The organism is Amycolatopsis sp. YIM 10 (assembly GCF_009429145.1).
Taxonomy (GTDB): Bacteria; Actinomycetota; Actinomycetes; order Mycobacteriales; family Pseudonocardiaceae; genus Amycolatopsis.
The window spans coordinates 7,015,606-7,041,411 of the sequence record NZ_CP045480.1; the positions used below are offsets into that span (position 1 = coordinate 7,015,606).

The 25,806-nt window shown below is 70.2% G+C and carries 27 protein-coding genes; 13 read left to right on the forward strand and 14 right to left on the reverse strand.

The genetic code is table 11. The annotated features are described in order from the left end of the window. Positions 1-62 precede the first annotated feature (62 nt). From YIM_RS32995 to YIM_RS33005, 3 genes are read left to right on the forward strand one after another with little or no spacing between them, the layout of a single operon-like run. Positions 63-1,223, forward strand: a complete 1,161-nt coding sequence (locus tag YIM_RS32995; protein WP_370468904.1) for an acyl-CoA dehydrogenase family protein — start codon at positions 63-65, stop codon at positions 1,221-1,223. Continuing rightward, the gene (locus YIM_RS33000; protein ID WP_194239836.1) at positions 1,220-2,008 is read left to right on the forward strand and encodes an SDR family oxidoreductase; all 789 of its coding nucleotides are present in this window, start codon (positions 1,220-1,222) and stop codon (positions 2,006-2,008) included. The genes YIM_RS32995 and YIM_RS33000 overlap by 4 nt, the downstream gene beginning before the upstream one ends. Before the next feature lie 8 nt (positions 2,009-2,016). Further along, positions 2,017-3,168: an acetyl-CoA C-acetyltransferase gene (locus YIM_RS33005; protein ID WP_153034038.1), complete on the forward strand. Its 1,152-nt coding sequence runs from the start codon at positions 2,017-2,019 to the stop codon at positions 3,166-3,168. Positions 3,169-3,171: 3 nt separating this feature from the next. Here YIM_RS33005 and fgd read toward each other — a convergent pair whose 3' ends face one another. The 7 genes from fgd to YIM_RS33040 are packed head-to-tail and all read right to left on the reverse strand — an operon-like array spanning position 3,172 to position 9,251. Then, on the reverse strand, positions 3,172-4,176 hold the full coding sequence (fgd, locus tag YIM_RS33010; RefSeq protein WP_153034039.1) for a glucose-6-phosphate dehydrogenase (coenzyme-F420): 1,005 nt from the start codon (positions 4,174-4,176) through the stop codon (positions 3,172-3,174). Next, positions 4,167-5,234, reverse strand: coding sequence for a nitronate monooxygenase family protein (locus YIM_RS33015; RefSeq protein WP_153037397.1), 1,068 nt, complete (start codon positions 5,232-5,234; stop codon positions 4,167-4,169). Before YIM_RS33015 ends, fgd begins: the two co-directional genes overlap by 10 nt. Positions 5,235-5,236: 2 nt before the next feature. Then, positions 5,237-5,968, reverse strand: a complete 732-nt coding sequence (locus YIM_RS33020; protein WP_153034040.1) for a CoA-transferase subunit beta — start codon at positions 5,966-5,968, stop codon at positions 5,237-5,239. Then, positions 5,965-6,828, reverse strand: coding sequence for a CoA transferase subunit A (locus YIM_RS33025; protein ID WP_153034041.1), 864 nt, complete (start codon positions 6,826-6,828; stop codon positions 5,965-5,967). Before YIM_RS33025 ends, YIM_RS33020 begins: the two co-directional genes overlap by 4 nt. Continuing rightward, the gene (locus YIM_RS33030; protein ID WP_153034042.1) at positions 6,821-7,570 is read right to left on the reverse strand and encodes an enoyl-CoA hydratase family protein; all 750 of its coding nucleotides are present in this window, start codon (positions 7,568-7,570) and stop codon (positions 6,821-6,823) included. The genes YIM_RS33025 and YIM_RS33030 overlap by 8 nt, the downstream gene beginning before the upstream one ends. Beyond that, positions 7,570-8,478, reverse strand: coding sequence for an SDR family oxidoreductase (locus YIM_RS33035; protein ID WP_153034043.1), 909 nt, complete (start codon positions 8,476-8,478; stop codon positions 7,570-7,572). Before YIM_RS33035 ends, YIM_RS33030 begins: the two co-directional genes overlap by 1 nt. Continuing rightward, positions 8,475-9,251 (reverse strand): SDR family oxidoreductase, encoded by a 777-nt coding sequence (locus YIM_RS33040; protein WP_153034044.1) that lies wholly within the window; start codon positions 9,249-9,251, stop codon positions 8,475-8,477. The genes YIM_RS33035 and YIM_RS33040 overlap by 4 nt, the downstream gene beginning before the upstream one ends. Positions 9,252-9,354: 103 nt before the next feature. On the opposite strand from YIM_RS33040, the gene YIM_RS33045 reads away from it, so the two are divergent. Together YIM_RS33045 and YIM_RS33050 are read left to right on the forward strand one after the other, a co-directional pair. Beyond that, positions 9,355-9,714, forward strand: a complete 360-nt coding sequence (locus YIM_RS33045) for a metalloregulator ArsR/SmtB family transcription factor (RefSeq protein ID WP_153034045.1) — start codon at positions 9,355-9,357, stop codon at positions 9,712-9,714. Next, positions 9,711-11,684 carry a cation-translocating P-type ATPase gene (locus YIM_RS33050; RefSeq protein ID WP_153034046.1) on the forward strand — a complete coding sequence of 658 codons (1,974 nt, stop codon included), beginning with the start codon at positions 9,711-9,713 and terminating at the stop codon, positions 11,682-11,684. The genes YIM_RS33045 and YIM_RS33050 overlap by 4 nt, the downstream gene beginning before the upstream one ends. On the opposite strand, the gene YIM_RS33055 is transcribed toward YIM_RS33050, so the two are convergent. Further along, positions 11,681-12,766: an IS630 family transposase gene (locus YIM_RS33055; protein WP_153028979.1), complete on the reverse strand. Its 1,086-nt coding sequence runs from the start codon at positions 12,764-12,766 to the stop codon at positions 11,681-11,683. The genes YIM_RS33050 and YIM_RS33055 overlap by 4 nt on opposite strands. Positions 12,767-12,902: 136 nt before the next feature. Then, positions 12,903-13,457, reverse strand: a complete 555-nt coding sequence (locus tag YIM_RS33060; protein ID WP_153034047.1) for a TetR/AcrR family transcriptional regulator — start codon at positions 13,455-13,457, stop codon at positions 12,903-12,905. A gap of 85 nt (positions 13,458-13,542) precedes the next feature. Here YIM_RS33060 and YIM_RS33065 point away from each other — a divergent pair, with 85 nt between their 5' ends. Then, positions 13,543-14,724 carry a serine hydrolase gene (locus YIM_RS33065; RefSeq protein ID WP_153034048.1) on the forward strand — a complete coding sequence of 394 codons (1,182 nt, stop codon included), beginning with the start codon at positions 13,543-13,545 and terminating at the stop codon, positions 14,722-14,724. A 28-nt stretch (positions 14,725-14,752) separates the two neighbouring features. Here YIM_RS33065 and YIM_RS33070 read toward each other — a convergent pair whose 3' ends face one another. Next, the gene (locus YIM_RS33070) at positions 14,753-15,322 is read right to left on the reverse strand and encodes a TetR/AcrR family transcriptional regulator (protein WP_228004160.1); all 570 of its coding nucleotides are present in this window, start codon (positions 15,320-15,322) and stop codon (positions 14,753-14,755) included. Positions 15,323-15,450: 128 nt separating this feature from the next. Here YIM_RS33070 and YIM_RS48715 point away from each other — a divergent pair, with 128 nt between their 5' ends. From YIM_RS48715 to YIM_RS33085, 3 genes are read left to right on the forward strand one after another with little or no spacing between them, the layout of a single operon-like run. Then, entirely contained in the window at positions 15,451-15,609 is a 159-nt protein-coding gene (locus YIM_RS48715; protein ID WP_194239838.1) for a hypothetical protein, read from the forward strand. A 1-nt stretch (position 15,610) separates the two neighbouring features. Continuing rightward, positions 15,611-16,624, forward strand: a complete 1,014-nt coding sequence (locus tag YIM_RS33080; RefSeq protein WP_153034049.1) for an NADP-dependent oxidoreductase — start codon at positions 15,611-15,613, stop codon at positions 16,622-16,624. Next, entirely contained in the window at positions 16,621-17,463 is an 843-nt protein-coding gene (locus YIM_RS33085; protein WP_153034050.1) for an alpha/beta fold hydrolase, read from the forward strand. Before YIM_RS33080 ends, YIM_RS33085 begins: the two co-directional genes overlap by 4 nt. Here YIM_RS33085 and YIM_RS33090 read toward each other — a convergent pair. Both YIM_RS33090 and YIM_RS33095 read right to left on the reverse strand, forming a co-directional pair. Next, positions 17,453-17,950: a hypothetical protein gene (locus YIM_RS33090; protein WP_153034051.1), complete on the reverse strand. Its 498-nt coding sequence runs from the start codon at positions 17,948-17,950 to the stop codon at positions 17,453-17,455. The two genes, YIM_RS33085 and YIM_RS33090, sit on opposite strands and share 11 nt — an antisense overlap. 55 nt (positions 17,951-18,005) lie before the next feature. Beyond that, complete coding sequence (locus YIM_RS33095; RefSeq protein ID WP_194239839.1) at positions 18,006-20,651, reverse strand: LuxR C-terminal-related transcriptional regulator; 2,646 nt, start codon at positions 20,649-20,651, stop codon at positions 18,006-18,008. 151 nt (positions 20,652-20,802) lie between these two features. On the opposite strand from YIM_RS33095, the gene YIM_RS33100 reads away from it, so the two are divergent. Together YIM_RS33100 and YIM_RS33105 are read left to right on the forward strand one after the other, a co-directional pair. Continuing rightward, the gene (locus tag YIM_RS33100; protein ID WP_153034053.1) at positions 20,803-21,174 is read left to right on the forward strand and encodes a cupin domain-containing protein; all 372 of its coding nucleotides are present in this window, start codon (positions 20,803-20,805) and stop codon (positions 21,172-21,174) included. Further along, positions 21,174-21,497 carry a DUF4287 domain-containing protein gene (locus YIM_RS33105; protein WP_153034054.1) on the forward strand — a complete coding sequence of 108 codons (324 nt, stop codon included), beginning with the start codon at positions 21,174-21,176 and terminating at the stop codon, positions 21,495-21,497. The genes YIM_RS33100 and YIM_RS33105 overlap by 1 nt, the downstream gene beginning before the upstream one ends. On the opposite strand, the gene YIM_RS33110 is transcribed toward YIM_RS33105, so the two are convergent. Then, positions 21,462-22,541, reverse strand: coding sequence for an ROK family transcriptional regulator (locus YIM_RS33110; protein ID WP_153034055.1), 1,080 nt, complete (start codon positions 22,539-22,541; stop codon positions 21,462-21,464). The genes YIM_RS33105 and YIM_RS33110 overlap by 36 nt on opposite strands. 91 nt (positions 22,542-22,632) lie before the next feature. On the opposite strand from YIM_RS33110, the gene YIM_RS33115 reads away from it, so the two are divergent. Then, positions 22,633-23,922 carry a DUF1479 domain-containing protein gene (locus YIM_RS33115; protein WP_228004161.1) on the forward strand — a complete coding sequence of 430 codons (1,290 nt, stop codon included), beginning with the start codon at positions 22,633-22,635 and terminating at the stop codon, positions 23,920-23,922. On the opposite strand, the gene YIM_RS33120 is transcribed toward YIM_RS33115, so the two are convergent. Continuing rightward, positions 23,894-24,742 (reverse strand): ANTAR domain-containing protein, encoded by an 849-nt coding sequence (locus YIM_RS33120; protein WP_153034056.1) that lies wholly within the window; start codon positions 24,740-24,742, stop codon positions 23,894-23,896. The genes YIM_RS33115 and YIM_RS33120 overlap by 29 nt on opposite strands. 215 nt (positions 24,743-24,957) lie before the next feature. Here YIM_RS33120 and YIM_RS33125 point away from each other — a divergent pair, with 215 nt between their 5' ends. Next, positions 24,958-25,800 carry an SAM-dependent methyltransferase gene (locus YIM_RS33125; RefSeq protein WP_153034057.1) on the forward strand — a complete coding sequence of 281 codons (843 nt, stop codon included), beginning with the start codon at positions 24,958-24,960 and terminating at the stop codon, positions 25,798-25,800. Positions 25,801-25,806 lie beyond the last annotated feature (6 nt).

Sequence of the window (25,806 nt, forward strand, 5' to 3'; positions counted from 1 at the left end):
AACGTGTTCTTATTATGCTAGCGCACCGGCGCCGTTCCCGGGACGACACAGAGGAGGCACGCGTGGACCACGGCGGATCCGGCCTGGCGCGGTTCCGCCGCGAGGTGGCGGACTGGCTCGGCGACAACCTGACCGGCGAGTTCGCGCAGTTGCGCGGACTGGGTGGTCCGGGACGGGAACATGAGGCGTTCGACCTGCGCCTGGCCTGGGAACGCCATCTGGCGGCCGCTGGCTGGACGGGGGTGGGCTGGCCGACCGAGTTCGGTGGCCGCGGCCTGTCCCTCGACGAACAGGTCGCCTTCCACGAGGAGTACGCGGCCGCCGGCGCGCCGGCCAGGGTGAACCACATCGGCGAGCAGTTGCTCGGCCCGACCCTGATCGCGTTCGGCACGCCGGGGCAGCAGGCCCGGTTCCTGCCGAAGATCCTTGCCGTCGAAGAACTCTGGTGCCAGGGGTATTCCGAGCCCGGCGCCGGATCCGACCTCGCCGCCGTGTCGACCTCCGCCGTCCGCGACGGTGACGACTGGGTGATCAACGGCCAGAAGATCTGGACGTCGCTGGCGCACGTGGCCGACTGGTGCTTTGTCGTGGCGCGGACCGAAGCGGGCTCGAAGCGGCACCACGGCCTGTCCTACCTGCTGGTGCCGTTGCGCCAGGAGGGCGTCACCGTACGCCCGATCGTGCAGCTGACCGGCACCTCGGAGTTCAACGAGGTGTTCTTCGACAACGCGCGCACCGCCGCCGAGCTGGTGGTCGGCGAACCCGGCGACGGCTGGCGGATCGCCATGGCCACGCTCGGCTTCGAACGCGGGGTGTCGACGCTGGGCCAGCAGATCGGTTTCCGGCGCGAGCTGGACGGTGTCGTCGCCGAGGCCAAGCGGACCGGCACCTACGACGATCCGCTGCTGCGGGCCGACCTGGCGCGGGCGCGCATGGGCTTGCGGGTGCTGCGCGCGCACGCGTTGCGCACGCTGGGCCGCGACGCCGGGCCGGAGGTCGCCGTCGGCAAACTGCTGTGGGCGCAATGGCATCGCGGCCTCGGCGAACTGGCCATGCGCGCTCGCGGCGCTCGCTCGCTGGTGGGCGATGGCGCCGAACTGGACGAGTGGCAGCGGCTGTTCCTGTTCACCCGCGCCGACACCATCTACGGCGGCTCCGACGAGATCGAACGCAACATCATCGCCGAGCGCGTGCTCGGCCTGCCGAGGGAGGCGCGTCAGTGACCCCGCAGACCCCGCAGATCCCCGAATACCCGCCCGGCCACGACCTGCTCGCGGGCAAGGTCGTGGTGATCACCGCCGCGGCGGGCACCGGCATCGGCTCGGCCGTGGCGAAACGCTGCCTCGAAGAAGGCGCGAGCGTGGTGATCAGCGACTGGCACGAACGCCGCCTCGCGGAGAAGGCGGCCGAACTCGCCGAACTCGGCAAGGTGCACGCGATCGCCTGCGACGTCACCAACGAGGACCAGGTCCAGGCGCTGATCTCCGGCGCGGCCGGTCACTTCGGCCGGATCGACGTGATGATCAACAACGCCGGGCTCGGTGGTACGAAGTCCGTGCTGGAGATGACCGACGACGAATGGTCTCGCGTTCTCGACATCACCCTGACCGGCACGTTCCGCTGCACCCGCGCGGCGCTGCGCAAGTTCACCGAGCAGGGCGGCGGCGGGGCGATCGTGAACAACGCGTCGGTGATCGGCTGGCGCGCCCAGGCCGGTCAGGCGCACTACGCCGCCGCGAAGGCCGGGGTGATGGCGCTGACCCGCTGCTCGGCACTCGACGCCGCCGAGCACGGCATCCGGATCAACGCGGTCGCGCCCAGCCTGGCCATGCACCCGTTCCTGGCCAAGGTGACCAGCGACGAACTCCTGCACGACCTCGAGCAACGCGAAGCGTTCGGCCGCGCGGCCGAACCGTGGGAAGTCGCCAACGTCATGGTCTTCCTCGCCAGCGACTACGCCGGCTACCTCACCGGCGAAGTCGTCTCCGTCAGCAGCCAGCACCCCTAGGAGCTTTCGTGCCCGAAGCCTTTCTCATCGACGCGGTCCGCACGCCCGTCGGACGGCGTGGTGGCGCGCTGTCCGGCTGGCACTCGGCCGATCTCGGTGCCCACGTCATCAAAGCCCTCGTCGAGCGCACCGGCGTCGACCCGGCGCTGGTCGACGACGTGATCCTCGGCTGCACCGACACCCTCGGCCCCCAGGCCGGCAACATCGCGCGCACCTGCTGGCTCGCCGCGGGATTTCCGCACCACGTGCCCGGGGTGACCGTGGACCGGCAGTGCGGCTCGAGCCAGCAGGCCGTGCACTTCGCCGCGCAGGCCGTGTTGTCCGGCACGCAGGACGCGGTACTGGCGGGCGGCGTGCAGAACATGAGCCGCATCCCGATCAGCGCCGCGATGCTCGCCGGCTGGGAATACGGCTTCGACAACCCGTTCTCCGGCTCGAAGGGCTGGCAAGAACGGTACGGCGCCGCCGAAGTCTCGCAGTTCCGCAGCGCCGACATGATCGCCGAGCACTGGGGCATCACCCGCGAAGTGATGGAGTCCTACGCACTGGCCAGCCACCAGCGCGCCCTCGCCGCCATCGACGAAGGACGATTCGACGCCGAGATCGTCCCGGTCGACGACTTCCGCCACGACGAAGGCCCCCGCCGCGACACCAGCCTGGAACGCATGCGCGGCCTCAAGCCGCTCAGCGAAGGCTCACGGCTGACCGCCGCGGTCGCCAGCCAGATCTCCGACGGTGCGAGCGCCGCCCTGATCGCGTCCGAATCATTCGTCACCGAACACGGGCTCACCCCCCGGGCGCGCATCCACCACCTCTCGGTGCGCGCCGCCGACCCGATCTGGATGCTGACCGGCCCCATCCCGGCCACCGCGCACGCTCTGCGCAAAACCGGACTGTCCATCGAGGACATCGACCTGTTCGAGGTCAACGAAGCCTTCGCCAGCGTCGTACTGGCCTGGCTCGACGAAACCGGCGCGGACCCGGCCAAGGTCAACGTCAACGGCGGCGGCATCGCACTCGGCCACCCGATCGGGGCGACCGGCACCAAACTGCTGGCCACCCTGCTGCACGAACTGGAACGCCGCGGCGGCCGCTACGGCCTCCAGACCATGTGCGAGGGCGGCGGCACCGCCAACGTCACCATCATCGAGCGGCTCTGACGATCAGGCCGCGTCGCGGAGTTTCGGCAGGACGTCTTCGGTGAACTGGGTCAGGAAGCGTTCCTGGTCGTGGCCGGGGCCGTGGAAGACGAGGTGGTTCAGCCCGGCGTCGAGGTACGGCTTGATCTGGGCCATCGCCTCGTCCGGGTCGGAGGCGACGATCCACCGCTTGGCGACCTGGTCGATCGGCAGTTCGTCGGCCAGGCGCTCCATCTCCTCGGCCGAGGACACGCTGTGCTTCTGCTCCGGGGTCAGCGACAGCGGCGCCCAGAACCGGGTGTTGGCCAGCGCGAGTTCCGGGTCCCGGTCGTAGGACAGCTTGATCTCGATCATCCGGTCGATCCCGGCCGGGTCCCGGCCCGCGGCCTCGGCCCCGTCCGCCACCGCGGGCAGCAGTTTCCCGGTGTAGAGGTCCATGCCCTTGCCCGAGGTGCAGATGAAGCCGTCCCCGGCGCGGCCGGCGTACTTGGCCACCACCGGCCCGCCCGCCGCGACGTACACCGGCACCGGCTGCTCCGGCCGGTCGTAGATCTTGGCGTTGACCAGGGTGTAGTAGTCGCCGTCGAAGGAGACGTCGTCGCTGGTCCACAGCTCGCGCATCAGCCGGATCGCCTCGCGCAGCCGCGCGAACCGCTCCTTGAACTCCGGCCACTCGCGCCCGGACACGGCGATCTCGTTGAGCGCCTCGCCGGTGCCCACCCCGAGGATCACGCGGCCGTTCGACAGCAGCGACATGGTGGCGAAGGCCTGCGCGATCACCGCCGGGTTGTAGCGGAAGGTCGGGGTGAGCACGCTCGTGCCGATCTGCACCCGGCTGGTCCGCTCGGCCACGGCCGCCATCCAGGCCGGCGCGAACGGGGCGTGCCCGCCCTCGTGCCGCCACGGCAGGAAGTGGTCCGACACCATCACCGAGTCGAGACCCAGTTCCTCGGCGCGCACGGCGTATTCGACCAGATCCCGCGGCCCGAACTGCTCCGCGGACGCCTTGTAACCGACCTTCAGCCGCACGACTGCCCTTCCGTTTCCCGGCCCAGCCGCCGCAGGATCTCCTCCGCCTTGGCCACCGTCGACTCGACTATCTCCGCCACCGTCGGCAGGTCGTCGATCATGCCGACGACCTGACCCGACGCTAGCACTCCCGCGTCGGTACGCCCTTCGACGAGCCCGGCGCGCAGCAGCATCGGGGTGTTGGCGGCCATCACGAGCTGGCTCCAGGACAGGTCGTTGCCGTGCTTCATGGCCAGGCCCTCACGCACCATGGCGGGCACCGACAGGCCGGTGATCCGGCGGAACCGCAGCGCGTTGCGGACCGCCTGGGCGGTGCCGCGGACCCGGCCGGTCCGCTCCAGCTTCTCCACCAGCTCGGTGCGCAGGACCCGGTGCGGCATGCCGTCGACGCGCCTGGTCACCACCGTGCCGCTCAAGCCCTGCTCCAGGTACTGGCGCTTGACCTCGTCCGGCACCGTGCTCTCCTTGCTGAGCAGGAACCGCGTGCCCATCGCGACCCCGGCCGCGCCGTAGGCCAGCGCCGCGGCCAGCCCCCGGCCGTCGTAGAAACCACCGGCCGCGACCACCGGGATGTCGACCGCGTCCAGCACCGACGGCAGCAGCAGCGTGGTCGCCACTCCCCCGGTGTGCCCGCCACCCTCGCCACCCTGCACGATCACCGCGTCGGCGCCCCACGCGGCGACCTTCTCCGCGTGCCGCGCGGCACCGATCGACGGGATCACCACGACCCCGTGGTCGGCGAGCTTCGCGATCATCTCCTTGCGCGGCGCCAGCGCGAAGGAGGCCACCTTGACCCCGGTGCGGATCAGCAGGTCGACGCGCTCCCCGGCGTCCGCCGCGTCGGCACGCAGGTTGACGCCGAACGGCTTGGCGGTGCGCAGCTTCACTTCCGCGATCGCGGTTTCGAGTTCGCGATAGGTCATCGTGGCCGAGGCCAGGATGCCCAGCCCGCCCGCCTCGGCGGTCGCCGAGACCAGCCGGGGACCGGCGACCCAGCCCATGCCGGTCTGCACGACCGGGTGCTCGACACCGACCAGCCGGGTCAGCGCGGTGTCCAGGCTCATGCCGGAACTTCCTTGTCCCGCAAGCCTTTCGGGTCGAGCACCTCGCGGATCAGGCGAAGTTCCTCCGCGGTCGGCTCGCGGCTGGTCACCGCGGACCCGAAATCGAGTTCGAACGAGGTCGCTTCGGTGACTTCTTCCGGGGTAACGCCGGGGTGCAGCGACACCACTCGCATGGAGTGGTCCGGCGTGGCGAAGTCGAACACGCCCAGGTTCGTCACCACCTGGTGCACGTCGTGGAACCGGGTGGCGGCGGGCCCCGCCTTCGCGGCGTTGTCGTAGCCCACCCCGGAAACGACGTCGACGCTGTCGACAAAAACCCGGGTGCTGTGCCGCGGCACCCAGTAGCTCGTCCGGTGGTTGATCGTGTTGCCCGGCGCCCCGCGCACCCCGAGCAGCTGCTTCTTCGGCTGGGCGTGCGCCCCGATCGCCGAGATGTTCTGGTTGCCGAACCGGTCGATCTGGTTGGCGCCCATCACCACATGCCGCCGCCCGTGCGGAACGATCGTGTCGAGCATCTTCCGGAACGGCTGCCAGCCCTCGACCACACCGTCGGTGGTCATCAGGTAGGCCTCGCCGTCCGACATCAGCAGATCGGGCTCGAAGGTCAGGCGCGCCAGCCTCGCCCCGAGCGATGGGATCAGGCCCATCGGACTGGCCACGATCTCCCCGTCACCGCGGAACATCTCGGCCACCGCGACAACGGCGGTCTCGGCCCTGGTCGCGCTCATGCCGCCTCCGCCTCGAACTTGTCCACTTCGGACAGATACTCCCGCTCGCCCGCCGACAGGAACCGGTCCACGAAACCCGGCCACGCGTCGAGATCCTTCGCGCAGGCCACGTAGTGCCGCTGAAACACTTCGTCACGGCCGTAGTCCGGCACCGCCGTGGTGAAATGCGCGCCACGCGGTGCCTCCACCACGCCGTCCACCGCACCGCGGTTGAGCAACAGCGACTGCACCGGCCCGCCCGCGGTCAGCTCCGGGGTGTCGACGATCTTTTCCACCGACACGAAGCGCTTCTTGGCCGCCAGGCAGAACAGATCGTCGAAGTACGGATCCGGACCCAGGTATTGCGCGTTGCCGCGGGCGTCGGCGCGGTTGAGGTGCACCAGAGCGACGTCGAGTTCCTGCGCGGGCACCGCGACCAGTTCCTCACCATCCGGATACGGCGAGCGAACGGTCCGCAAGCCGGGATTGACCCGCATCACGTCGGAACCCAGCCCGGCGCGCAGCGGCAAGAACGGCAGGCGCTGCGCCGCCGCGGACAGCGCCGCGCCGAACATCCCCTCGTCGTACTCGGTCACGTCGATGGCCCCGGTCTCACGCGCCCGGCCGAACCACGGGTCGAAGGGGACCGAGTCGAGCGTGACGAACCCGAACACCACCCGGGACACCTTGCCCGCCGCGCACAGCAGCCCCACGTCGGGACCGCCGTAGGAAACCACGGTGAGGTCGCGGACCGGGGTCCGCAGGATCGCGCGCACCAGAGCCATCGGCTTGCGCCGCGAGCCCCAGCCGCCGATGCCGATGGTCATGCCGTCGGTGAGTTCGGCGGCCACCTCGTCGGCGGTCATTGTTTTGTCAGCCATGTCCGTCCTTCAGAAACGCCTCGCGGGCGACGTCGGCCGCGCCGAGCAGGTTCAGCTCGAAGGTGAACCCCTGCTCGAACCGGTAACTGCGATGTACCTGCTGGGTGTCGATGCCGTTCAGGGCCTCTTTCGCCGCGCGGATGACCCTCGGGTCCTTCTTCGCGATGTCACGCGCGAGCACGAGCGCGGCCTCGTCGAGTTCGGCACGCGGCACCACCTCGTAGACCGAACCGTGCGCCCGCAGCTCCTCGGCGGTGATCCTGCGCGCCGTGAAATACAGCGTCCGCATCAGGTGCTGCGGCACGAGCCTGGCCAGATGCGTCGCCGCCCCCAGAGCGCCGCGTTCGACTTCGGGCACCCCGAACGTCGCGTCGTCCGAAGCGACCACCACATCCGCGTTCCCGACCAGGCCGACACCTCCGCCCAGGCAGAAACCGTGCACCGCCGCGATCACCGGGACCGCGCAGTCGTAGACCGCGCCGAAAGCCGCGTAACAGCCGCGATTGGCCCCGACCAGCGCGTCGTAGCCTTCGCTGCGCTGGATCTCCTTGATGTCGACACCGGCGTTGAAGCCCCGGCCTTCCGCACGGAGCACGACAACGTGTACTTCCGGGTCCTCGCCCGCTTTCCGGATCGCTTCCGCCAGATCGAACCAGCCCCGCACCGGCAGCGCGTTCACCGGCGGATAGTCGACCGTGACGACCTCGATGGTGCCGTCGACGCGTTTTGTCAGGATCCCCATCAGCTCGCTCCGTAGACCGGCTCGGGCTCCGGCACACGCTCGAGCAAGTCGGCCACCACCGGCCCCAGCTCGGCGGGTTCCCAGCGCTCCCCCTTGTCCACCGACGGCCCGTGCCGCCAGGACTGGGCGATCGACACCTTCCCGCCCTCGACCTCGAACACCCGGCCGGTCACCGAACGCGAATCCTCACTGCCGAGCCACACGACCAGCGGCGAGATGTTCTCCGGCGCCATCGCGTCGAAACCGTCGTCGGGCGCCGCCATGGTCTCCGCGAACACCTCCTCGGTCATCCGCGTCCGCGCGGCAGGCGCGATCGCGTTGACCGTGACGCCATACCGCGCCAACTCGGCCGCGGCCACCACCGTCAAACCCGCGATGCCCGCCTTCGCCGCCGAGTAGTTGACCTGCCCGACACTGCCCAGCAACCCCGCACCCGAACTGGTGTTGATCACCCGCGCACTCGGCACCCGGCCCGCCTTCGCCTCGGCACGCCAGTGCTCTGCGGCATGCCGCAACGGCGCGAAATGGCCCTTCAGATGCACCCGGACGACCGCGTCCCACTCGTCCTCGCCGAGATTGACCAGCATCCGGTCGCGGACGAAGCCCGCGTTGTTCACCAGCACGTCCAGCCCGCCGAAGTGCTCCACCGCCGTCCGCACCAGATTCCGGGCGCCCGCGAAGTCCGCGACGTCGTCGGTGTTGGCCACAGCCTTTCCGCCCAGCGCCTCGATCTCCGCCACCACCTGCGCGGCAGGCCCCTCACCAGTGGCCGCCCCGTCCAGCGCCACCCCGACGTCGTTGACCACCACCTGCGCGCCCTCGGCAGCGAACGCCAACGCGTGCGCCCGCCCGATGCCGCGCCCCGCGCCGGTCACGATGACCACGCGGTCCTGGCACAACCTGCTCACGAATCCTCCCGATGGTTGACGTCGGTCGCGGCGTGGAACGCGGGCATCTCGCCGCCGCCGTGCACCTGGAGCGTGGCCCCGGAGACATAGGACGCGAGGCCGGAAGCGAGGAACGCGGCGCACGCACCGACCTCCTCCGGCTCGGCCAGCCGCCCCAACGGCACCGTCTTGCCCACCGCCTCGACCGCCGCTTCGCTGCCGTAGTGCAGGTGGGCCTGCTCGGTACGCACCATGCCCACGTCCAGCGCGTTGACCCGGACCCGCGGCGCCCATTCGACGGCCAGGCTGGCCGTCAGGTTGTCCAGGCCCGCCTTGGCCGCGCCGTAGGCCGCGGTCCCCGGCGACGGCCTGGTCCCGCTCACGCTCGAAATCATCACGATCGAGCCGCCGCCGTCCTGGCCCTGCATCACCGCGTTGGCCTGCTGCGCGACCAGCAACGGCGCCAGCAGGTTCAGCTGCACGATCTTGTCGTGCAACCGCGGCGAGGCGTCGGCGGCCCGCACGAACGGACTGCCCCCGGCGTTGTTCACCACCACGTCGAGGCGACCGTGCCCGGTGACGATCCGCTGCACCATGGCCGCCACCTGGTCGGGCTCCCGGACGTCACACGCGATGAACTCCGCACCCGCCAACGGCGTCTCCGGCTCGCGTCGAGCACAGGTCACCACGTGGGCGCCGTGGGCGAGAAAGACCCTGCTGATGCCCAGACCCACCCCGCGCACACCACCGGTGACCAGCACCACCGTGCCGGCCAGTCCCAGATCGGTCTTCAACGGCGCACCACCTTCCAGCACAAAACTAGAACACGTTCTCACTTTGAACAAGTCGCCGACCGATGGTTGCCCGAACATATCAACGCACGTTAGATTGACGAACATGAGCGACGACCGGTGCGAACTGCTGTGCATCGACTTCGACCACGCCGAGGCCCTGCGCGCCGCACTGCCCGACGTCGAGGCGATCACGCGCCGGGCGGAACGGCTGCGAGCACTGGCGGACCCGACCCGGCTGCGGGTCGCGCACGCCCTGCACGCCGGTACCGAACTGTGCGTGTGCGACCTGGCGTGGATCGTCGGCTCGTCGCAGGGGCTGGTCTCGCACCACCTGCGCCAGTTGCGCTCGGCCGGGCTGGTCACTTCCCGCCGGGACGGCAAGCTGGTGATGTACCGGCTGACCCCGATCGGACAGCACACGCTCACCGCGACGGTCCCCGCGGCGGAGGTGGACCCGGCATGAGCGCCGACTGCTGTGCCACCGACGACCGGAACGACGAGCACAACGAGAACGAGACGCCGCAGAAACTTTGGCAGGTCAGGGAAATCCAGCTCGCCGCGGCCGCCGGAATACTGCTGGCCGCCGGTTTCGCCGCCGGGTGGCTGGGCTCGCCGGTCATCGAGACCGTGCTGCACCTGCTCGCGGCCGCCACCGGCGGAGTCACCTTCGTGCCCGGCACCGTGCGGGCGCTGTGGCGGCGCCGAATCGGGGTCGGCACCCTGATGACCATCGCGCTGATCGGCGCGCTGATCCTGGGACAGTTCGCCGAAGCCGCGATGCTGGCGTTCCTGTTCTCGATCAGCGAAGCGCTGGAGGACTACTCCCTCTCGCGCACCCGCCGCGGCCTGCGCGCCCTGCTCGCCCTGGTGCCCGAACAGGTCCGGGTACTGCGCGACGGCGGCGAGGTGACCATCGCCCCCGCCGAACTCCGCATCGGCGGGGTGATGGTGGTGCGCGCCGGGGAACGCCTCGCCAGCGACGGCACCGTCCGAGAAGGACAGTCCAGTGTGGACACATCGGCCATCACCGGGGAATCCGTCCCGCTGGAGATCGGGCCCGGGGACACGGTGTTCGCCGGATCGATCAACGGAACCGGCGTGCTCACCGTCGAAGCCACCGCCACGGTGCGGGACAACTCACTGGCCAAGGTGGTGCGCATCGTCGAAGACGCCCAGCAGCGCAAGGGCACCCGTCAGCGCATCGCCGACCGCGTCTCCCGGCCACTGGTGCCCGGCATCATGATCCTCGCGCTGCTCATCGGCGGCCTGGGCGCGGTGCTCGGCGACCCGGCCACCTGGATCGAGCGGGCACTTGTCGTGCTCGTCGCCGCGGCACCCTGCGCACTGGCGATCTCGGTGCCGGTCACCGTGATCGCCGCCGTTGGCGCGGCCAGCCGGTTCGGCGTGCTGGTCAAAGGCGGCGCCGCCCTCGAAGCACTCGGCGCGGTACGCACCGTCGCACTCGACAAAACCGGCACCCTGACCCGCAACGCGCCCACCGTCACCGAGATCGTGCCCGCCGAAGGCATCACGGCCGACCGGGTGCTCGCGGTGGCCGCGGCGCTCGAAGCCCGCAGCGAGCACCCGCTCGCCGCTGCCATCCTCGCCGCCGCACCCGCCCACCAGCCCGCCCGCGACCTGGTCACCGTGCCCGGCGCGGGGCTGGAAGGCATGGTCGACGGAGCACCGGCCCGGCTCGGCAAGCCCACCTGGATCGAGCCCGGCCCGCTCCAGTCCGAGGTGACCCGGTTGCAGGAAGCCGGCACCACCGTCGCGGTCATCGAGCACGCCGGAACCGTGCTCGGCCTCATCGGCATCCGCGACGAACTCCGCCCCGAAGCCGCCGACACCGTGCGCGCACTGCGCGGCATGGGCCTGCGCGTGGTCATGCTCACCGGGGACAACACCCGCACCGCGACCGCACTGGCCGCCCAAGCCGGGCTCGACCCCGCCGACGTCCACGCCGAACTGCACCCCGAGGACAAAGCCCGCCTCATCACCGAACTCCGCGGCCGCGGCGGCATCGCCATGGTCGGCGACGGCGTCAACGACGCCCCCGCACTGGCCACCGCCGACACCGGCATCGCCATGGGCGCCATGGGCACCGACGTCGCCATCGACACCGCCGACATCGCCCTCATGGGCACCGACCTGCGCCACCTGCCCCAGGCAGTGGCCCACGCCCGCCACGCCCGCACGATCATGCTGCAGAACATCGGCCTGTCCGCCGCGATCGTGCTCACCCTCGTCCCGCTCGCCGCCATCGGCGTCCTCGGCCTGGCCACCGTGGTCTTCATCCACGAACTCGCCGAAGTCTTCGTCATCGGCAACGGCGTCCGCGCCGGACGACTCCGCCCACTACCCGGAACGGCGAAACCCGAACCCGCCACCGCCAAGGTGGCATGGTCCCGGCCCTCGGGGACAGTCGCCTAGTGTCCTGAGTTGTTAATTCGTGTGCAGTAGCGTGCGATGGAGTCGAGGATCTGGTCGGCGGTTTTGGTCCAGACGTAGGGTCGTGGGTCGTCGTTCCAGGTTTCGATCCAGGCGCGGATGTCGCGGTTGAGTGCGCGGACGCTGGTGTGGCTCGCGCGTTGGAGTTTCTTGGTCGTGAGTTCGGAGAACCAGCGTTCGACGAGGTTGAGCCAGGAACTCGACGTCGGGGTGAAGTGCACGACGAAGCGCGGATGACTGGCCAGCCAGCGTTTGATCACCGGGGTCTTGTGGGTCGAGACGTTGTCCATCACCAAGTGCACCGCCAGTTCGGCGGGCACTTCTTTGTCGATGGCGGTCAGGAATTTCTTGAACTCGATCGCGCGGTGGCGTGCGTGCAGCCGGCCGATGACCTTGCCGGTGGTGATGTCCAGTGCCGCATACAGGCTGGAGGTGCCGTGCCGGGTGTAGTCGTGCGTGGCGCGCTGCGGCGTGCCGGGCAGCATCGGCAGAACCGGAGCGGTGCGGTTGAGCGCCTGGATCTGGGACTTCTCGTCCACGCACAGCACCACCGCCCGCTCCGGCGGAGCGAGATAGAGCCCGGCGACGTCTTTGACCTTGTCCACGAACAACGGGTCCTTGGACAACTTCCATGATTCACGGCGATGCGGCTGCAGGCCGAACGCGTTCCAGATCCGCGTCACCGCGGTCTGGGTCAACCCCGACTCCGCGGCCATCGACCGGGTCGACCAGTGCGTGGCATTCGCGGGCGCCGACTCCAGTGTCGCGGTGATCACTGCCTCGACCTGCTCATCGGTGATCGTGCGCGGACGCCCAGGACGTGCCTCGTCCAGCAACCCATCCAGCCGGTCGGTCACGAACCGCGACCGCCACTTCGCCACCGTCGCCCGCGTAATCCCCAACTCCGCGGCGATCTCGCTGTTCGAGCCACCTTCGGCGCACCGCAACACAATCCGGGCCCGCAAGGCCAGCGCCTGCGCCGTCTTCCGGCGCCGCGTCCAGCACCGCAACATGCCCGCCTCGTCCTCGGACAACACCAACTCGGGCAGCTTCGGGTTCGGCATGCCACCGAACCCTACGCCTGCACACGAACTAACGACTCAGGACACTAGGCGCTGTCCTGCAAGTCTTCTCGATGGGCTTCGTGATCCAGGGGCCGCCTGGGCGCGAAGACCGCGAGCGTGACTTGCAGGACGGCGCCTAGGCGAGGTCGAGGATCGCGCGGGCGCCGCGGAAGAGTTCGTCTCGGAGTTCGGCGTCGGGTGCGTCGGCGAACTGGCTGATCGGGTCGGTGGCGGCGGCGAAGGCCTGCGCCGCGCGCAGCCGCGCGCGCCAGTCGGCGTCCGGGCCGGCGAGCAGTTCGATCGCCCGGTCCACGGTGGTGACCACCCTGGCCACCACCCGCGTCGAGTCGTCGCTGTAGACCGAGGCGTCCCGTAGCAGCAGCCGCATGACGTCCCGGTGGTCGACGATCACGTCGATGCAGCCGCGCAGGACACGACGGCGGCCCTCGGCCGGATCACGCTCGGCCGCCGCGGCGTCGATCACCGCGGCCAGTTCGCCGATCGGCGTGCTGATCAGGCTGTCCAGTATTTCGGCCTTGCTGGCGAAATGGTGGTACAGCGACGGTTTGGCGATGCCCAGCCGCTCCGCGATCTCCCGCATCGTGGCCGCTCGATAGGTGTGCGTGCCGAACAGCTCGCACGCCGCCGCCAGGATCTTCTCGCGGGTGCCGCCCGCCTCCAGCCTGCTCACCGCGTCATCCTAACCCGTTGCCTACCTTCCGGTCGGTCGAGTAGCCTACCGACCGGAAGGTAGGCAACCGGAGAGGTAGGTCACGATGACCATCAGCGGCACGAACGCATCGGATTTCGACGCGGTCAGGGAGTGCTTCGAGCGGAACTTCAGCGAACGCGGGGAGGTCGGTGCGGCGGTCGCGGTGCTGTACAAGGGAGAACCGGTGGTCGACCTGTGGGGCGGCGTGGCCGATCCCGAGTCGGGGCAGCCGTGGCGGCGCGACACGGTCGCCTCCATCGCGTCCACCACCAAGGCGATGGTGGCGATCAGCGTCCTGCACCTGGCCGACCGCGGTGAACTGGACCTCGACCGCCCGGTCGCGGACCACTGGCCCGCCTTCGCCGCCGAGGACAAAGCGGGAATCACCCTCCGGATGGTGCTCACGCACCGGTCCGGCGTGGTGTCGCTGGCCCACCAGCCGGTGACCTACCAGGGACTTCTCGACGGCACCCCGGTCTTCGACGCGATCGCCACCGCGCGTCCACAATGGACGCCCGACACCGCGCACGGTTATCACGGGGTGACCTTCGGCCACCTGCTCAGCGCGGTGATCGAGCAGGTCACCGGGCAGCGGGCCGGGGCCTACTTCGCCAACGCCATCGCCGGGCCGCTCGGCCTGGACTGCTTCATCGGCCTGCCCGCCGCCGAACTGCCCCGGCTGGCGAAGCTGGTACTGCCCGCCGATGCGGAGAGCGTGCAACTCGGCAGCCAGGTCCCCGGGTTGCTGCCGCTGTACGAGGCACTCGGTGCCCCGGATTCCCTGACGTACCAAGCACTTTACGGGAGCATGCAGATCGGCTGGGAGGAAGCGACCGATCCGAAGTTCGCACTGGCGGAGGCACCGTCCACGGACGGAACCGCATCCGCGGCCGGCCTCGCGAAGCTGTTCGCGGCGACCATCGGCGAGGTGGACGGGATCCGCCTGTTCGGCCCCGCGCTCGCCGCGGAAGCGGGCCGGGTCCAGTCCAGCGGGACGGACCAGGTGCTGCGGATCCGCACGGACTGGGGCCTCGGCTTCATGGTTCCCGGCGGCCCGTTCGTCCCCCATCGACTCCCGGCGGGCAGCTTCGGGCACGGCGGGGCGACCGGCTCGTTCGCGTTCGCCGACCCGGCCGGCGGGATCGCCTTCGCCTACACCCCCAACCGGGGCTCCGAACTGCTGGAGGGCAACGATCTCCGCGTCAACGATCTGGTCGACGCCGTCTATCGGAGCCTGCGCGCCTGACCACGGTGACGCCTGCTCTTCGGGAAGGTCACTCGAGCGCCGCGAGGGCGTTGTGGATGCCCTGTTCCAGGATGTCGTCGGCGAGCTGCCGGTCGGCCAGGGCGCGGGAGAGTTGCAGCGTCCCGATCATCAGGGCGTAGACACCGAGGACCTTGGTGCGCGCCGACCGCGGATCGTCCGGCGCCAGCCGGGCGGCGAGGTCGTCGACGAACTCGAGCACGCTGTCGGTGTAGGCCCGTTTGGTCGGGTCCGCGCACCGGCCGATCTCGTCGAGGAGGGCGGCCGACGGGCAGCCCTCCTCCGGGTTGTCGCGGTGCTCGGGCGAGAGGTACGTGCGCACGAGCTGCTCGAGGCCCTCGCGGCCGGGCGCGAGGGCCTCGAACCGTTCGCGCTGCTCGCGCAACTGGTCGGAGACCGCGGTGGCGACCAGGTCCTCCTTGGATTCGAAGTGGGCGTAGAAGGCGCCGTTGGTCAGCCCGGCGTCCTTCATCAGCGTGGCGACCCCGGAACCGTCGATGCCGTCGCGCTTGAACCGGCGGCCCGCCGTCTCGATGATCCGCCGCCGGGTCGCCAGCTTGTGTTCTTTCCCGTACCGCACCACGCGCTCCTCCACTCGCCGCCACCCATGTTAGTACGATCATAATCTAAATCCGCCCGACCTCTTGCTCCCAGCCCTCGGCCGTGCTTATGGTAGTACGGTCATAATCCAATGGGTTGGGAGCCACGATGACCACGACCAGGCCGGTAGCGCTCGTGACGGGCGCCTCCTCCGGCATCGGCATGACCTTCCTTGCCCTCGACGTGACCAGCGACGAGTCGGTCGGCGGATTCGTGCCCAATCCGTTCGGCAGGAGCGTTCGCAAGCTCAACCGGATGGCGGGCTGACATGCGGGCCTTCATCGTCGATCGCTACGGAACCGGCGACCTCCGGGCGGGCGAGGTGCCGGAGCCCGAGGTGGGCGCGCACGACGTGCTGGTCCAGGTCCACGCGGCGGGCGTCAACGTCCTGGATGCCAAGATCAGGAAGGGCGAGTTCAAGCTCGTCCTGCCCTACCGGACGCCGTTCGTGCTGGGCAACGACGTGGCCGGCGTGGTGGTCCGGGTCGGTGCCCGGGTGCGGAAGTTCAAGCCGGGCGACGAGGTCTACGCGCGGCCGGACAAGGACCGGATCGGCACCTTCGCGGAGTTCATCGCCATCGGCGAAGACGATCTGGCGATCAAGCCGGAGCGGCTGACGATGGCGGAAGCCGCCTCGATTCCGCTGGTCGGCCTGACCGCCTGGCAGGCGCTGGTGGAAATCGCCGAGCTGCGGGAAGGGCAGAAGGTCTTCATCCAGGCCGGTTCCGGTGGCGTGGGGACATTCGCGATCCAGCTGGCGAAACACCTCGGTGCCACCGTGGCCACCACCACCAGCACGGCCAACATCGAACTGGTCGAGCGCCTCGGCGCGGACGTCGTGATCGACTACCGCACCGACGACTTCGAGAACGTCCTGCGCGACTACGACGTCGTTCTGCACAGCCTCGACCACAAGACGCTCCAGAAATCGTTGCGCGTGCTGAAACCCGGCGGAAAGCTCATTTCGATCTCCGGGCCGCCCGATCCCGCCTTCGCGAAGCAACTCGGCAAGCCGTGGCTCCTGCGGCCGGTGACGGGCGCACTGAGCCACCGGATCAGGAAAGCGGCCCGGCGTCGCCAGGTCGGCTATTCGTTCCTGTTCATGCGGGCGAACGGAACCCAGCTCGGCCGGCTCACTTCGCTCGTCGACTCCGCGACCATCAAACCGGTGCTGGACCGGGTTTTCCCCTTCGAATCGACCAACGAGGCCATGGCCTACATCGAAACCGGGCGCGCGAAAGGCAAAGTCGTCGTCCGGCTGAAACCAGAGGAGCTGTCATGACCGTGCTCACCACCTACCGGAACACGCCGACCAAAACCATCGACGTCGGCGGCACGACATTCGCCTACCGGCAACTCGGGCCGGACACCGGCACCCCGGTGATCTTTCTCAACCACCTGTCCGCGGTACTGGACAACTGGGACCCGCGTGTCGTCGACGGCATCGCCGCGCGGCACCGGGTGATCACCTTCGACAACCGGGGAATCGGCGCCTCCCAGGGAAAGGCGCCGCGCTCGGTGGCGGAAATGGCGCAGGACGCCCTCGCCTTCATCCGGGCGCTGGGCCACGACCGGGTCGACCTGCTCGGCTTCTCGCTGGGCGGCTTCATCGCCCAGGTGATCGCCGCGGAGGAACCGCGACTCGTCCGCAAGCTGATCCTCGCCGGCACCGGTCCCGCCGGCGGTGTGGGCATCGACAAGGTCACCTCGGTGACCCTGCTCGACATCCTGAAAGCCACCCTGACCTTCAAGGACCCCAAGGAGTACCTGTTCTTCACCCGGACGGCCAACGGCAAAACCGCCGCCCGGCAGTTCGTGAACCGGCTGAAGGAACGCACCGAAAACCGCGACAAATCGATTTCGGTCACGGCCTTCCGCAACCAGCTCAAAGCCATCCACGACTGGGGACGCCAGCACCCGGCCGACCTGACCGCCATCCGCCAGTCCGTCCTGGTCGCGAACGGCGACCACGACCGGATGGTGCCCAGCAGCAATTCCGCCGACCTGGCCCGCCGCCTGCCCGATGCCCGGCTCAAGCTCTACCCCGACGCCGGACACGGTGGCATCTTCCAATATCACGAGGAATTCGTCGGCGAAGCCCTCAATTTCCTCAATGGATGATCTCGGCGCGAACCCGCTCGTTCGGGGTCGCGATATCCCAGAAGCGAACCGTGCCCCGCGCATCGCGGTACGCACCCGTGCCACCGGTGACGGCCATGTCGAGCGGGTTCGCGCCTTTTAGCCAGAGGGCTTGCAGAGTCACGGATCCTTGCTCCAGTTCCATCGTGAGCACACACTGCGTGGTGACTTTTTCGCCATCGACGTGCAGGACCTGGCACGAACCGCCCCCGCGGCCGACCTTGCGCCCGTCCTTGATCGCGTTGCCGGAGTAAACGTCCATGTCCCCCAGGCTCACTCCCGGCCGATCCAGATCGAGAGCGGCGTACTGATCGTTCTCGACCTTGAGTTCGATGATTTCGACCTGATCACCGGCCGGGGACTCGGTTTCGCCCGCGTCCGCGGCACAACCGCCGACCGCGACGACGACAAACGGCACGGCGACGAATTTCGCAAGAGTCGCCTTGGCGCGTGGGTTGCTTTTCCGCATTCACCCAGGATGGGGGCGGCGTTCCATGCCGTCCAAGACCAAAGTCCGCATCTATTCATGACGTCCGGGCTATGAAACCGGTGCAGCGCGCGGCCTCGAACTCCGCCCCGAGTTCGGTGAAAGCGGCGGCCGACTCCTTCAGCAGGTCGTCATCGTCGTCGCGGAGGGCGCGGGTTCGGGTCAGGATGGCGGCGACCCAGCGGTTCCCGGTGGCGTGGCGTCCGGCCCGGCGCAAGTGGGTGCCGGCCTCCGGGTGGCCGAGGACGACGGCGATTTCGGCGGCCACGCCCGCGGCGTAACCGTCGAACCGGCCCGGGGTGAAATCGCCGCCCGCGTCAGCGAGCAGGGCGGGCAGGTCAGCGCTTCCGGTGTGCAGGGCGACCCTCGCCCGGACAAAGGCGTCGAGCGGCGCGAGGTTCGGTGAGCCGGACAACGCGGGCACACCGGCGGCGCGGGTGGCCCGCTGCCGCCAGGTCGCCATCGCTTCGGCGTCCCCGGTGAGGCCGGCGGCCAGCGCGGCGCCGAGCAGCGGGACACCGAGCGTGCTGTTGTTCTCCTGCCGCGAGGAAAGCGCGCTTTCCCACATCGGCTCGGCCCGCGCCAGCGCCTCCGCGAAATGACCGGCCAGCGCCAGCGGGGTGAGCACGCTGCCGGAACCCCAGTAGGTGTGCCGGGACAGCGTCGGATCGGTTTCGGCGCGCCTGCCGATCCGCACGGCGTCCGCGAGTTCCCCGCTCGCCACGGCGTACGCCACCGCGGCGCGGAACGTGTCGACTACTTCCAGCGCGGCCTGCGGCAGCGTGCGGTCGAACACGTCGACCAGTTCGAGGCGCCGCAAGGTGATCCGGTACGCGTGCCCGGGATCGCGGGCTCCCGCGGCAGCGGTGCACTGGGCGTCGAGTGCGGCGCTGAGCAGCAGCGGATCACCGAACGCGGTCGCGGCGCTGACGGCGGCTTCGGCCGCGGGCATGGTCACCCCTTGCGGAGCCGGGCCGGACAACCAGGCGCGGGCGATCGTGACCCGTGTTTCCGCCCAAGCCGAACCGCTCGCCAGCCGTTCGGCTTCGGCCAGCAACTCGCTCAGTTCCGTGCGGGACACCGGCCGCGTGACAAATCCCGCGCCCCGGAACCGGGTGGCGGCCACGACCGCGCCCGCCAGGGAGCCCGCCGCGGCCGCGTTGTCGTCCCCGGTCAGCCGGGCGGCTTCGCGCAAGAGGTCGTAGTGGTCGCGGGCTCCGGCGGTGAGCACGTGCGTGGCCGTGCCCGCGTGATCGAGCGCGGTCGCGGCCTCGGCGGTCGTGCCCGCCAGCCGGGCCGCGGTGCGCCAGTGCTCGCTCGCTTCGGCGAGAAAGCCACGCGCGTAGGTCAGCCGGGCCAGGTCGGACACCAGATCGTGCCGCGGCTCGATGGTGGCCGCCGCCCGCAGGTCACCCGCGATCCGGTCGAACTCGTCCCGCCAATCGCCGTCGAGCCGTCCGGTCAGGTCGTGCGCGCGCCGCGCCGCCCACGCCAGGTAGCGGGTGGTCACGTCCGCGGCTTCGGGCGAGCCGTCGAGCTGCTCGCGCGCGAACCGGCGAACCCCGTCGAGCAGGCTCCACCCCGGCTCGACCAGCGACTTGTCCACCAGGCGCCCGAGCAGGTCGGCCACCACGCCGACGGAAGGACCGGGGCAGAGCGCGGCGGCGGAGTCGAGGTCGAACCGGTCGGCGAACCGCGACAGCCTCGCCAGCAGCAGGCGTTCCTCGTCGGTCAGCAGCCGGTAGCTCCACTCGATGACCGCCCGCAGCGAGCGGTGACGCCGGTCGCCGCGGCCGGTCGAGAGCATCCGCAGCGGATCATCAGCCAGCCCGGCCAGCAACCCGCGAACCCCGAGAGAAGCAACCCGGGCCGCGGCCAGCTCGATCTGCAACGGCGAACCGCCCAGCTCGCGGCACAGCTCGGCCAGCTCGGCGGCATCGGTCTCGAACGCCGGGTCGACAGCCCGCGCCCGGTCGGTGAACAACGCGACCGCTTCCCCCTCGTCGCGCAACGGACCCAGCTGCAGCACCGTCTCCCCCGGCACGCCGAGGCGTTCGCGGCTGGTCGCCAGCACGCTCAGCCGGGGGTTCACCGTCACCAGGTCCGCGAGCACGTCGGCGACGTCGTCGATCACGTGCTCGCAGTTGTCCAGTACCAGCAGCACCCGGCCACGCAGCCGATCGGCGACCACGTCCAGCAGGAGTTGCTGCGGCGCCGGTTCCACCCCGAGACCGGCGGCGATCGTTTCGAGGACGTAGCCAGGGCGCGCCGGCACCAGCTTGACAAAGGCGGCGCCACCGGGAAATCCGGCCGCCGCGCGGGCGGTGACCGCGGTGGCCAGGCGCGTCTTCCCGGCGCCGCCGGGCCCCAGCACGGTGGTCACCCGCGCTTCCGCGACCAGGCGGGCCGCGGTGTCCAGCTCGACGCCACGGCCGACGAAGCTCGTCACGGGCTGGGCCAGGCCGGGCACGGCGATCCCGGAGTCGCCCGCATAACCGGCGGCCAGCCCGGCCAGTTCGCGGCGATCCCGCGCGCCGAGCTTGCGCAGCAACGCGGACACGTGGCTTTCCACGGTCCGCACCGACACGAAGAGCCGTTCGGCGATCTCGGCGTTGGTCAGCCGGTCGGCCACGGCGAGCAGCACGTCGCGCTCGCGCGGCGAGACCGGTGGCGGGGTCGGCATGGGCCCCAGTCTGCCCGAACGTGCCTGGTCACGGCCCGCGTACTCGATCTCCGTGGCCGGTTCCGTGGTCAGCACGGATGTCCCGGCCGCGGTGCCGCGCCAAGAATGGTGTCCACGGTGTCCAAATCGGACAACCAGAACGGAGCACGGAATGCTGGTCATCGCCAAAGAAGACGACTTGCGCATCGGCGGCGGGCGCACCGCCAGGTTCGAGGGCGAGGCCTACGGGTCCGGGATCTCGTTCTTCCACGTGCACAACACCGAGGGGCAGGGGCCGGACGCGCACGTGCACCCGTACTCGGAGACCTGGGTGGTGCTCGCGGGCACCGTGCTCATCCGCACCTCGGACGGCGAGGCGACGGCCACCGAAGGCGACGTGGTGGTGGTCAGCGCCGGCACCGCCCACGCCTTCCGCGCGGCCGGGCCGGAGCCGCTGAAGATGATGTGCGTCCACGCCTCGCCCCGCATCCAGCAGGAATTCCTCGACGACGCCGAAGCCGGTCGCGCGGGGGTGACCTTCTGATGTCCTTCCAGGCCTATCTCGACGCGATCGAGGACAAGACCGGGCTGACCCCGCGCGAACTCGTCGCGCTGGCGGGCGAGCGCGGGTTCGACGACCCGGCCACCAAGGCCGGGGTGATCATCGACTGGCTCAAGCAGGACCACGGCCTCGGCCGCGGGCACGCGATGGCGCTGGTGCACGTGCTCAAGAAGGGGCCGAAGATCAGCGCCAAGCACGTCGGGACAAGCGGTTCGCACCGCGACGAGTCCGACACGCTCTGGCTCGACGGCAAGCGGAACCGGCCGGCGTCAGGTGCCGGCGGTGATGGCGGCGGTCAGGCGTGAGACCGCGTCGGCCCGCGCGCCGGTGAAGCCGGGATCGGCGGTTCGCGTGGCGGCCTGGAGGGTGGGCTGACGTGGCATGGCGGGAAGGTCCGGCAACAGTTCGGGCCCCCACGAACCGCCGATGATGACGCGGTCCGGGTCGCAGAGGGCGACCAGCGCGGCGAGCACCCCGGCGATCGCTTCCCCCAGGGGGCGCGCGATTTCGGCGCGACGGGCCAGCAGGCGTTCGACGTCGATGGCCGTCGAGTCCGGTTGGCGCAGTTCGAGTTCGGCGAACACGTCGATGAACCGCATCGCCCGCCCCGACGGCCCGGCGGTGAGCAGGTACGCGACCTCCCCGGCCAGGCCGGTGCTCCCGCGCCGGATCTCGCCGTCGTGGACGATCGCCGCGCCAAGGCCCTCACCGAGGTGCAGGTAGGCGAAATCCGGCCCGGTGTGGTCCCGTTCCGCCTCGGCAGCCCAGTTCACGTCGTTGTCGACGACCACCGGGCCGTCGACGTACGGCGCCAGGATCGCCACCGGGTCCAGGTCGCCGACCAGGAACGGGGCGTCGGGCAGGTGCACCAGCCTGCCGGTGGCCCGGTCGACCGGATCGGCCGCGCTGACCACGGCCAGCCGCGGCGACGTGGCCGCGGCGACCTCGGCCGCGGCCTCCCGGAGCGCGGTGGTCACCTGCGCCTGCCCGGCCGGTCGGCCGAGTTCGCGGTGCGCTCGCGCGATCGTGGTGCCGTACACGTCGACGCACTCGGCTACCACGCCCGACGGCGCGATGCCGACCGCCAGCGCCGCGCCGACGTCGGCCGACAGCGCGTAGTACGAGCCGACCCGGCCACGGCCGCGGCCACCGGGACTGCGCTCGCCGGTGTCCACCACCAGCCCGCGCTCCGCCAGCCGCCGCACGCTTTCCCCCGCGGTGGGCTTGGAAATGCCGATCTCGGCGGCCAGTTCGGCGCGGGTCAGCCTGCGGTGCCGGACCAGCGCACGGAGCACGTGCTCGTCGGTCACCGAGCGCACCAGCTCCAGCGACGGCTTCGCGGGTTCCACGCGGCCATTCTAGTAAGGGGCCTTGCCTGGAAGCCTCGGCGACTCTATCGTCGATTCAAGTAAGGAACCCTTCCTGGAAAGAGGTGCCGTGGTGCCGACCGAACTGCCGCACTGGGAACAGCCACCGGCCGACCTGCCCGCCGCGGTCCGCGAGATCAAGACCGCGCTGCGCGCCAGGATCGCCGCGTCCGGGCGCACCGTCGAAGAGGTGTTCGCCGTGGTGGAGGCCGGGATCAGCGTCGAAGTGGCGGAGATCGAAGCGGCTCGCGCGCGGGGTGAGCAGGTCTGGCCGGTCATCGACTACGCCGACATCGCGGCGGGCACGGTCTCCGCCGGTGACCTGGCCAAGCTGCGCCGGCGCGGCTGCCTGGTGGTACGCGGTCACTTCGAGCGCGAGCAGGCGCTGGGCTGGGATCGCGAGATCGTCGAATACGTGGAGGGCAACGGTTTCTTCGAGAACTACCGCGGCCCCGGCGACGACTTCTTCGGCAGCGTGGGTTCGAAGCCCGAGATCTACCCGATCTACTGGTCACCCGCGCAGATGGCGGCCAGGCAGAGCGAGCGGATGGCGGCTGTGCAGTCGTTCCTCAACAGCCGGTGGAAGCACGAATCCGACGGTGTGCGCTGGTTCGACCCGGACCGGGATTCGCTCTACCCCGACCGCATCCGCCGACGCCCCGAGGGCGCCGACTCCGGCGGCCTCGGCACCCACCTCGACCCCGGCACGCTCGACCTGTGGATGACCGAGTCCTACCAGCGGGCGTTCCGCCACCTGTTCGACGGCGGCGTCGAGCGGTACGACCCGTGGGACGCGGCCCACCGCACCGCCGGGCCGCAGTACCCCGGCAGCACCATGTGCTCGGCCTTCCGCACCTTCCAGGGCTGGACCGCGCTGTCCGACATGGACCACGACCAGGGCGTGCTGCACACCGTGCCGATCCCGGGCGCGATGGCGTACCTGATGCTGCGCCCGCTGCTGCCGGACGTGCCCGACGACAACATGTGCGGTGTCACCGTCAACCAGGTCTTCCCGGCGAACGAGAAGTGGCATCCGCTGCTCATGCGCGCGCTGACCGGGATTCCCGACGTGCGCGCCGGTGATTCGGTCTGGTGGCACTGCGACATGATCCACAGCGTCGCGCCGGTGACGAACCAGCGGGGCTGGGGAAACGTCATGTACATCCCGGCCGCGCCCTGGTGTCCTCGCAACGAAACCTACGCCGCCGGCGTCCGGGAAGCCTTCCGCACCGGGTCCAGTCCCAGCGACTTTCCCGCCGAACACTACGAGCGCGACTGGCCCGACCGGTTCCGCGCGGAGGACCTGAACGAAACCGGGTTACGCGGCCTCGGTCTCAGCCCCGGTCTCGGGGCTTCGCACTGACGCCAGGGCTTTCCCGCCCGGCCAGTGCCTGCCACACCATCACCGCGGCCCGCCGGACCTCGGCGTCCGCCCGCACCGGGTGGTCACCACCCGCGAGCTGCTCGGCCGGCGCCCGCCCGATGTGCTCGACCAGCGCCAGTGCCAGCTCGCGCAGCTTGACGTTGAAGTCCTGGCTCGCCCGCCGCAGCACCGCCCATGCCTCGTCGGCATCGCAGCGCCGCAGCATCATGATCGCGCCCTTGGCCTGCTCGATGATCGCCCGCGAGGCCAGCGCGTCCAGCATCTGCTCCGCGTCGTCGGCGTTGCGATCGGCGATGGTCGCGATGGCGATCGCGCTGGCGACCAGCCGTTCGTGCCGGGCCAGCATCGCGAGCGCGCGGTGGTCGGCCGGGCCGTCGAGATAGGCCGACAGCACCACCACGCCCCCGCCGTCCCAGACTCCGGGGACCGCGGCCACGCCACGCACCTTCGACACCACGTCCAGGTCCTGCTCGGGCAACTGCGCGCGCACCGCGTCCAAGGTCAGGTGCGGCCAGCGCGGGTCGTTCCACAGATCCGCCGTGGCTATTGGCTCCTCCCCCGCCGCGACCAGCAGCGACGGCCCCCACAGGTGTCCGGTGGTGATCGGCGGCAGCACGGCGCCCACCCCCGTCGCCGCCAGTACCCGCAACCGCCCGCCACCCCGGCTCGGCGACGGGTGCGCGACGCTGATCGCCGTTCCCACCTCACCCGGCAGGTCGCGCCGCAAACCGGACAGCACATCGTCCAGCAATGCCGTCAACGGCGTCTCGACACCGTCGCCCGGCTGCATGAAGCCCATCCGATCTCCTTGACCCATACCGAAATGCGGCCCCGGCGTACCAGGAACGTCGGACTCCATGACCGCGTGAACACCCACTCACTGTCCCACGAAATCCGACGGCCGCGCAGACCACTTCCCCGGACGCGGCAGCCAGGCGGGCGACACGGGTGACCACGGTGGGTACACGAATAGTACGCTTCGGTCACCGAGTTCCGGTGCAGCGAGGGAGCAGGATGACCGACGAGCGCCGGGTACCGCCCCCGGTCGGGGTGGACCCGAGCCGGGCGAGCATCGCGCGGGTCTACGACGCGGCACTGGGCGGCAAGGACAACTACGAGATCGACCGCGAGGTGCTCGCCCAGGTGGCCAAGGTGGCCCCCGAGGTCAACGACCTGGCCAGGAGCAACCGCAAGTTCCTGGTCCGCGCCTGCCGCTTCCTCGCCACCAAGGGCGGGATCACGCAGTTCCTCGACTGCGGCTCCGGGCTGCCGACCGCGGAGAACACCCACCAGATCGTGCAGCGGGTCGACCAGGGCAACCGGGTGGTCTACGTCGACAACGACCCGGTGGTCATCTCGCACGGGAAGGCGTTGCTCGTCGAGAACGACCGGACGCACTTCGCCGACGCGGACATCTTCACCCCCGCGGACGTACTGGGAAACGACGTGGTGCGCGAGCACATCGACTTCACCGAGCCGCTGGCCCTGCTGCAGGTGGGCACGCTGCACCACTACACCCCCGACAACGGCGCGGAACTGATGAAGGAATACGTGGACGCCCTGCCCTCGGGCAGCTACGTGGCGATCGCGCACTTCTTCAATCCCGAAACCGACGAACTCGCCCAGCTCGCCCAACGGATGGAAGACGTTTTCCTCCACAGCCCCATGGGCTCGGGGCGCTTCCGCACCGCCGACGAGATCAGGGCCTTCTTCCCCGGCTTGGAACTGATGCCGCCGAACCCGGAGAAGCCAGGCGATCTCGAACTGTGCGACCTGTGGTGGCCGACCGGTCCCACGCTGCGGCCGCTGAACCAGGTGGAGCGCTGCATCGTCGGCGCGGTGGGTCGCAAGCCCTGACCTGCA

What these genes read in the sequence shown, in the direction of transcription:
- YIM_RS33095 (WP_194239839.1), bottom strand. Translation starts at nt 20,651, where the DNA reads ATGCCGACCCCGCCACCGGTCTCGCCGCGCGAGCGCGACGTGCTGCTC.
- YIM_RS33125 (WP_153034057.1), top strand. Translation starts at nt 24,958, where the DNA reads ATGACCGACGAGCGCCGGGTACCGCCCCCGGTCGGGGTGGACCCGAGC.
- YIM_RS33045 (WP_153034045.1), top strand. Translation starts at nt 9,355, where the DNA reads ATGAGCGACGACCGGTGCGAACTGCTGTGCATCGACTTCGACCACGCC.
- YIM_RS33100 (WP_153034053.1), top strand. Translation starts at nt 20,803, where the DNA reads ATGCTGGTCATCGCCAAAGAAGACGACTTGCGCATCGGCGGCGGGCGC.
- YIM_RS33080 (WP_153034049.1), top strand. Translation starts at nt 15,611, where the DNA reads ATGCGGGCCTTCATCGTCGATCGCTACGGAACCGGCGACCTCCGGGCG.
- YIM_RS33030 (WP_153034042.1), bottom strand. Translation starts at nt 7,570, where the DNA reads ATGGGGATCCTGACAAAACGCGTCGACGGCACCATCGAGGTCGTCACG.
- YIM_RS33065 (WP_153034048.1), top strand. Translation starts at nt 13,543, where the DNA reads ATGACCATCAGCGGCACGAACGCATCGGATTTCGACGCGGTCAGGGAG.
- YIM_RS33050 (WP_153034046.1), top strand. Translation starts at nt 9,711, where the DNA reads ATGAGCGCCGACTGCTGTGCCACCGACGACCGGAACGACGAGCACAAC.
- YIM_RS33055 (WP_153028979.1), bottom strand. Translation starts at nt 12,766, where the DNA reads ATGCCGAACCCGAAGCTGCCCGAGTTGGTGTTGTCCGAGGACGAGGCG.
- YIM_RS48715 (WP_194239838.1), top strand. Translation starts at nt 15,451, where the DNA reads ATGACCACGACCAGGCCGGTAGCGCTCGTGACGGGCGCCTCCTCCGGC.
- YIM_RS33020 (WP_153034040.1), bottom strand. Translation starts at nt 5,968, where the DNA reads ATGAGCGCGACCAGGGCCGAGACCGCCGTTGTCGCGGTGGCCGAGATG.
- YIM_RS33105 (WP_153034054.1), top strand. Translation starts at nt 21,174, where the DNA reads ATGTCCTTCCAGGCCTATCTCGACGCGATCGAGGACAAGACCGGGCTG.
- YIM_RS33025 (WP_153034041.1), bottom strand. Translation starts at nt 6,828, where the DNA reads ATGGCTGACAAAACAATGACCGCCGACGAGGTGGCCGCCGAACTCACC.
- YIM_RS33120 (WP_153034056.1), bottom strand. Translation starts at nt 24,742, where the DNA reads ATGGGCTTCATGCAGCCGGGCGACGGTGTCGAGACGCCGTTGACGGCA.
- YIM_RS33085 (WP_153034050.1), top strand. Translation starts at nt 16,621, where the DNA reads ATGACCGTGCTCACCACCTACCGGAACACGCCGACCAAAACCATCGAC.
- YIM_RS33090 (WP_153034051.1), bottom strand. Translation starts at nt 17,950, where the DNA reads ATGCGGAAAAGCAACCCACGCGCCAAGGCGACTCTTGCGAAATTCGTC.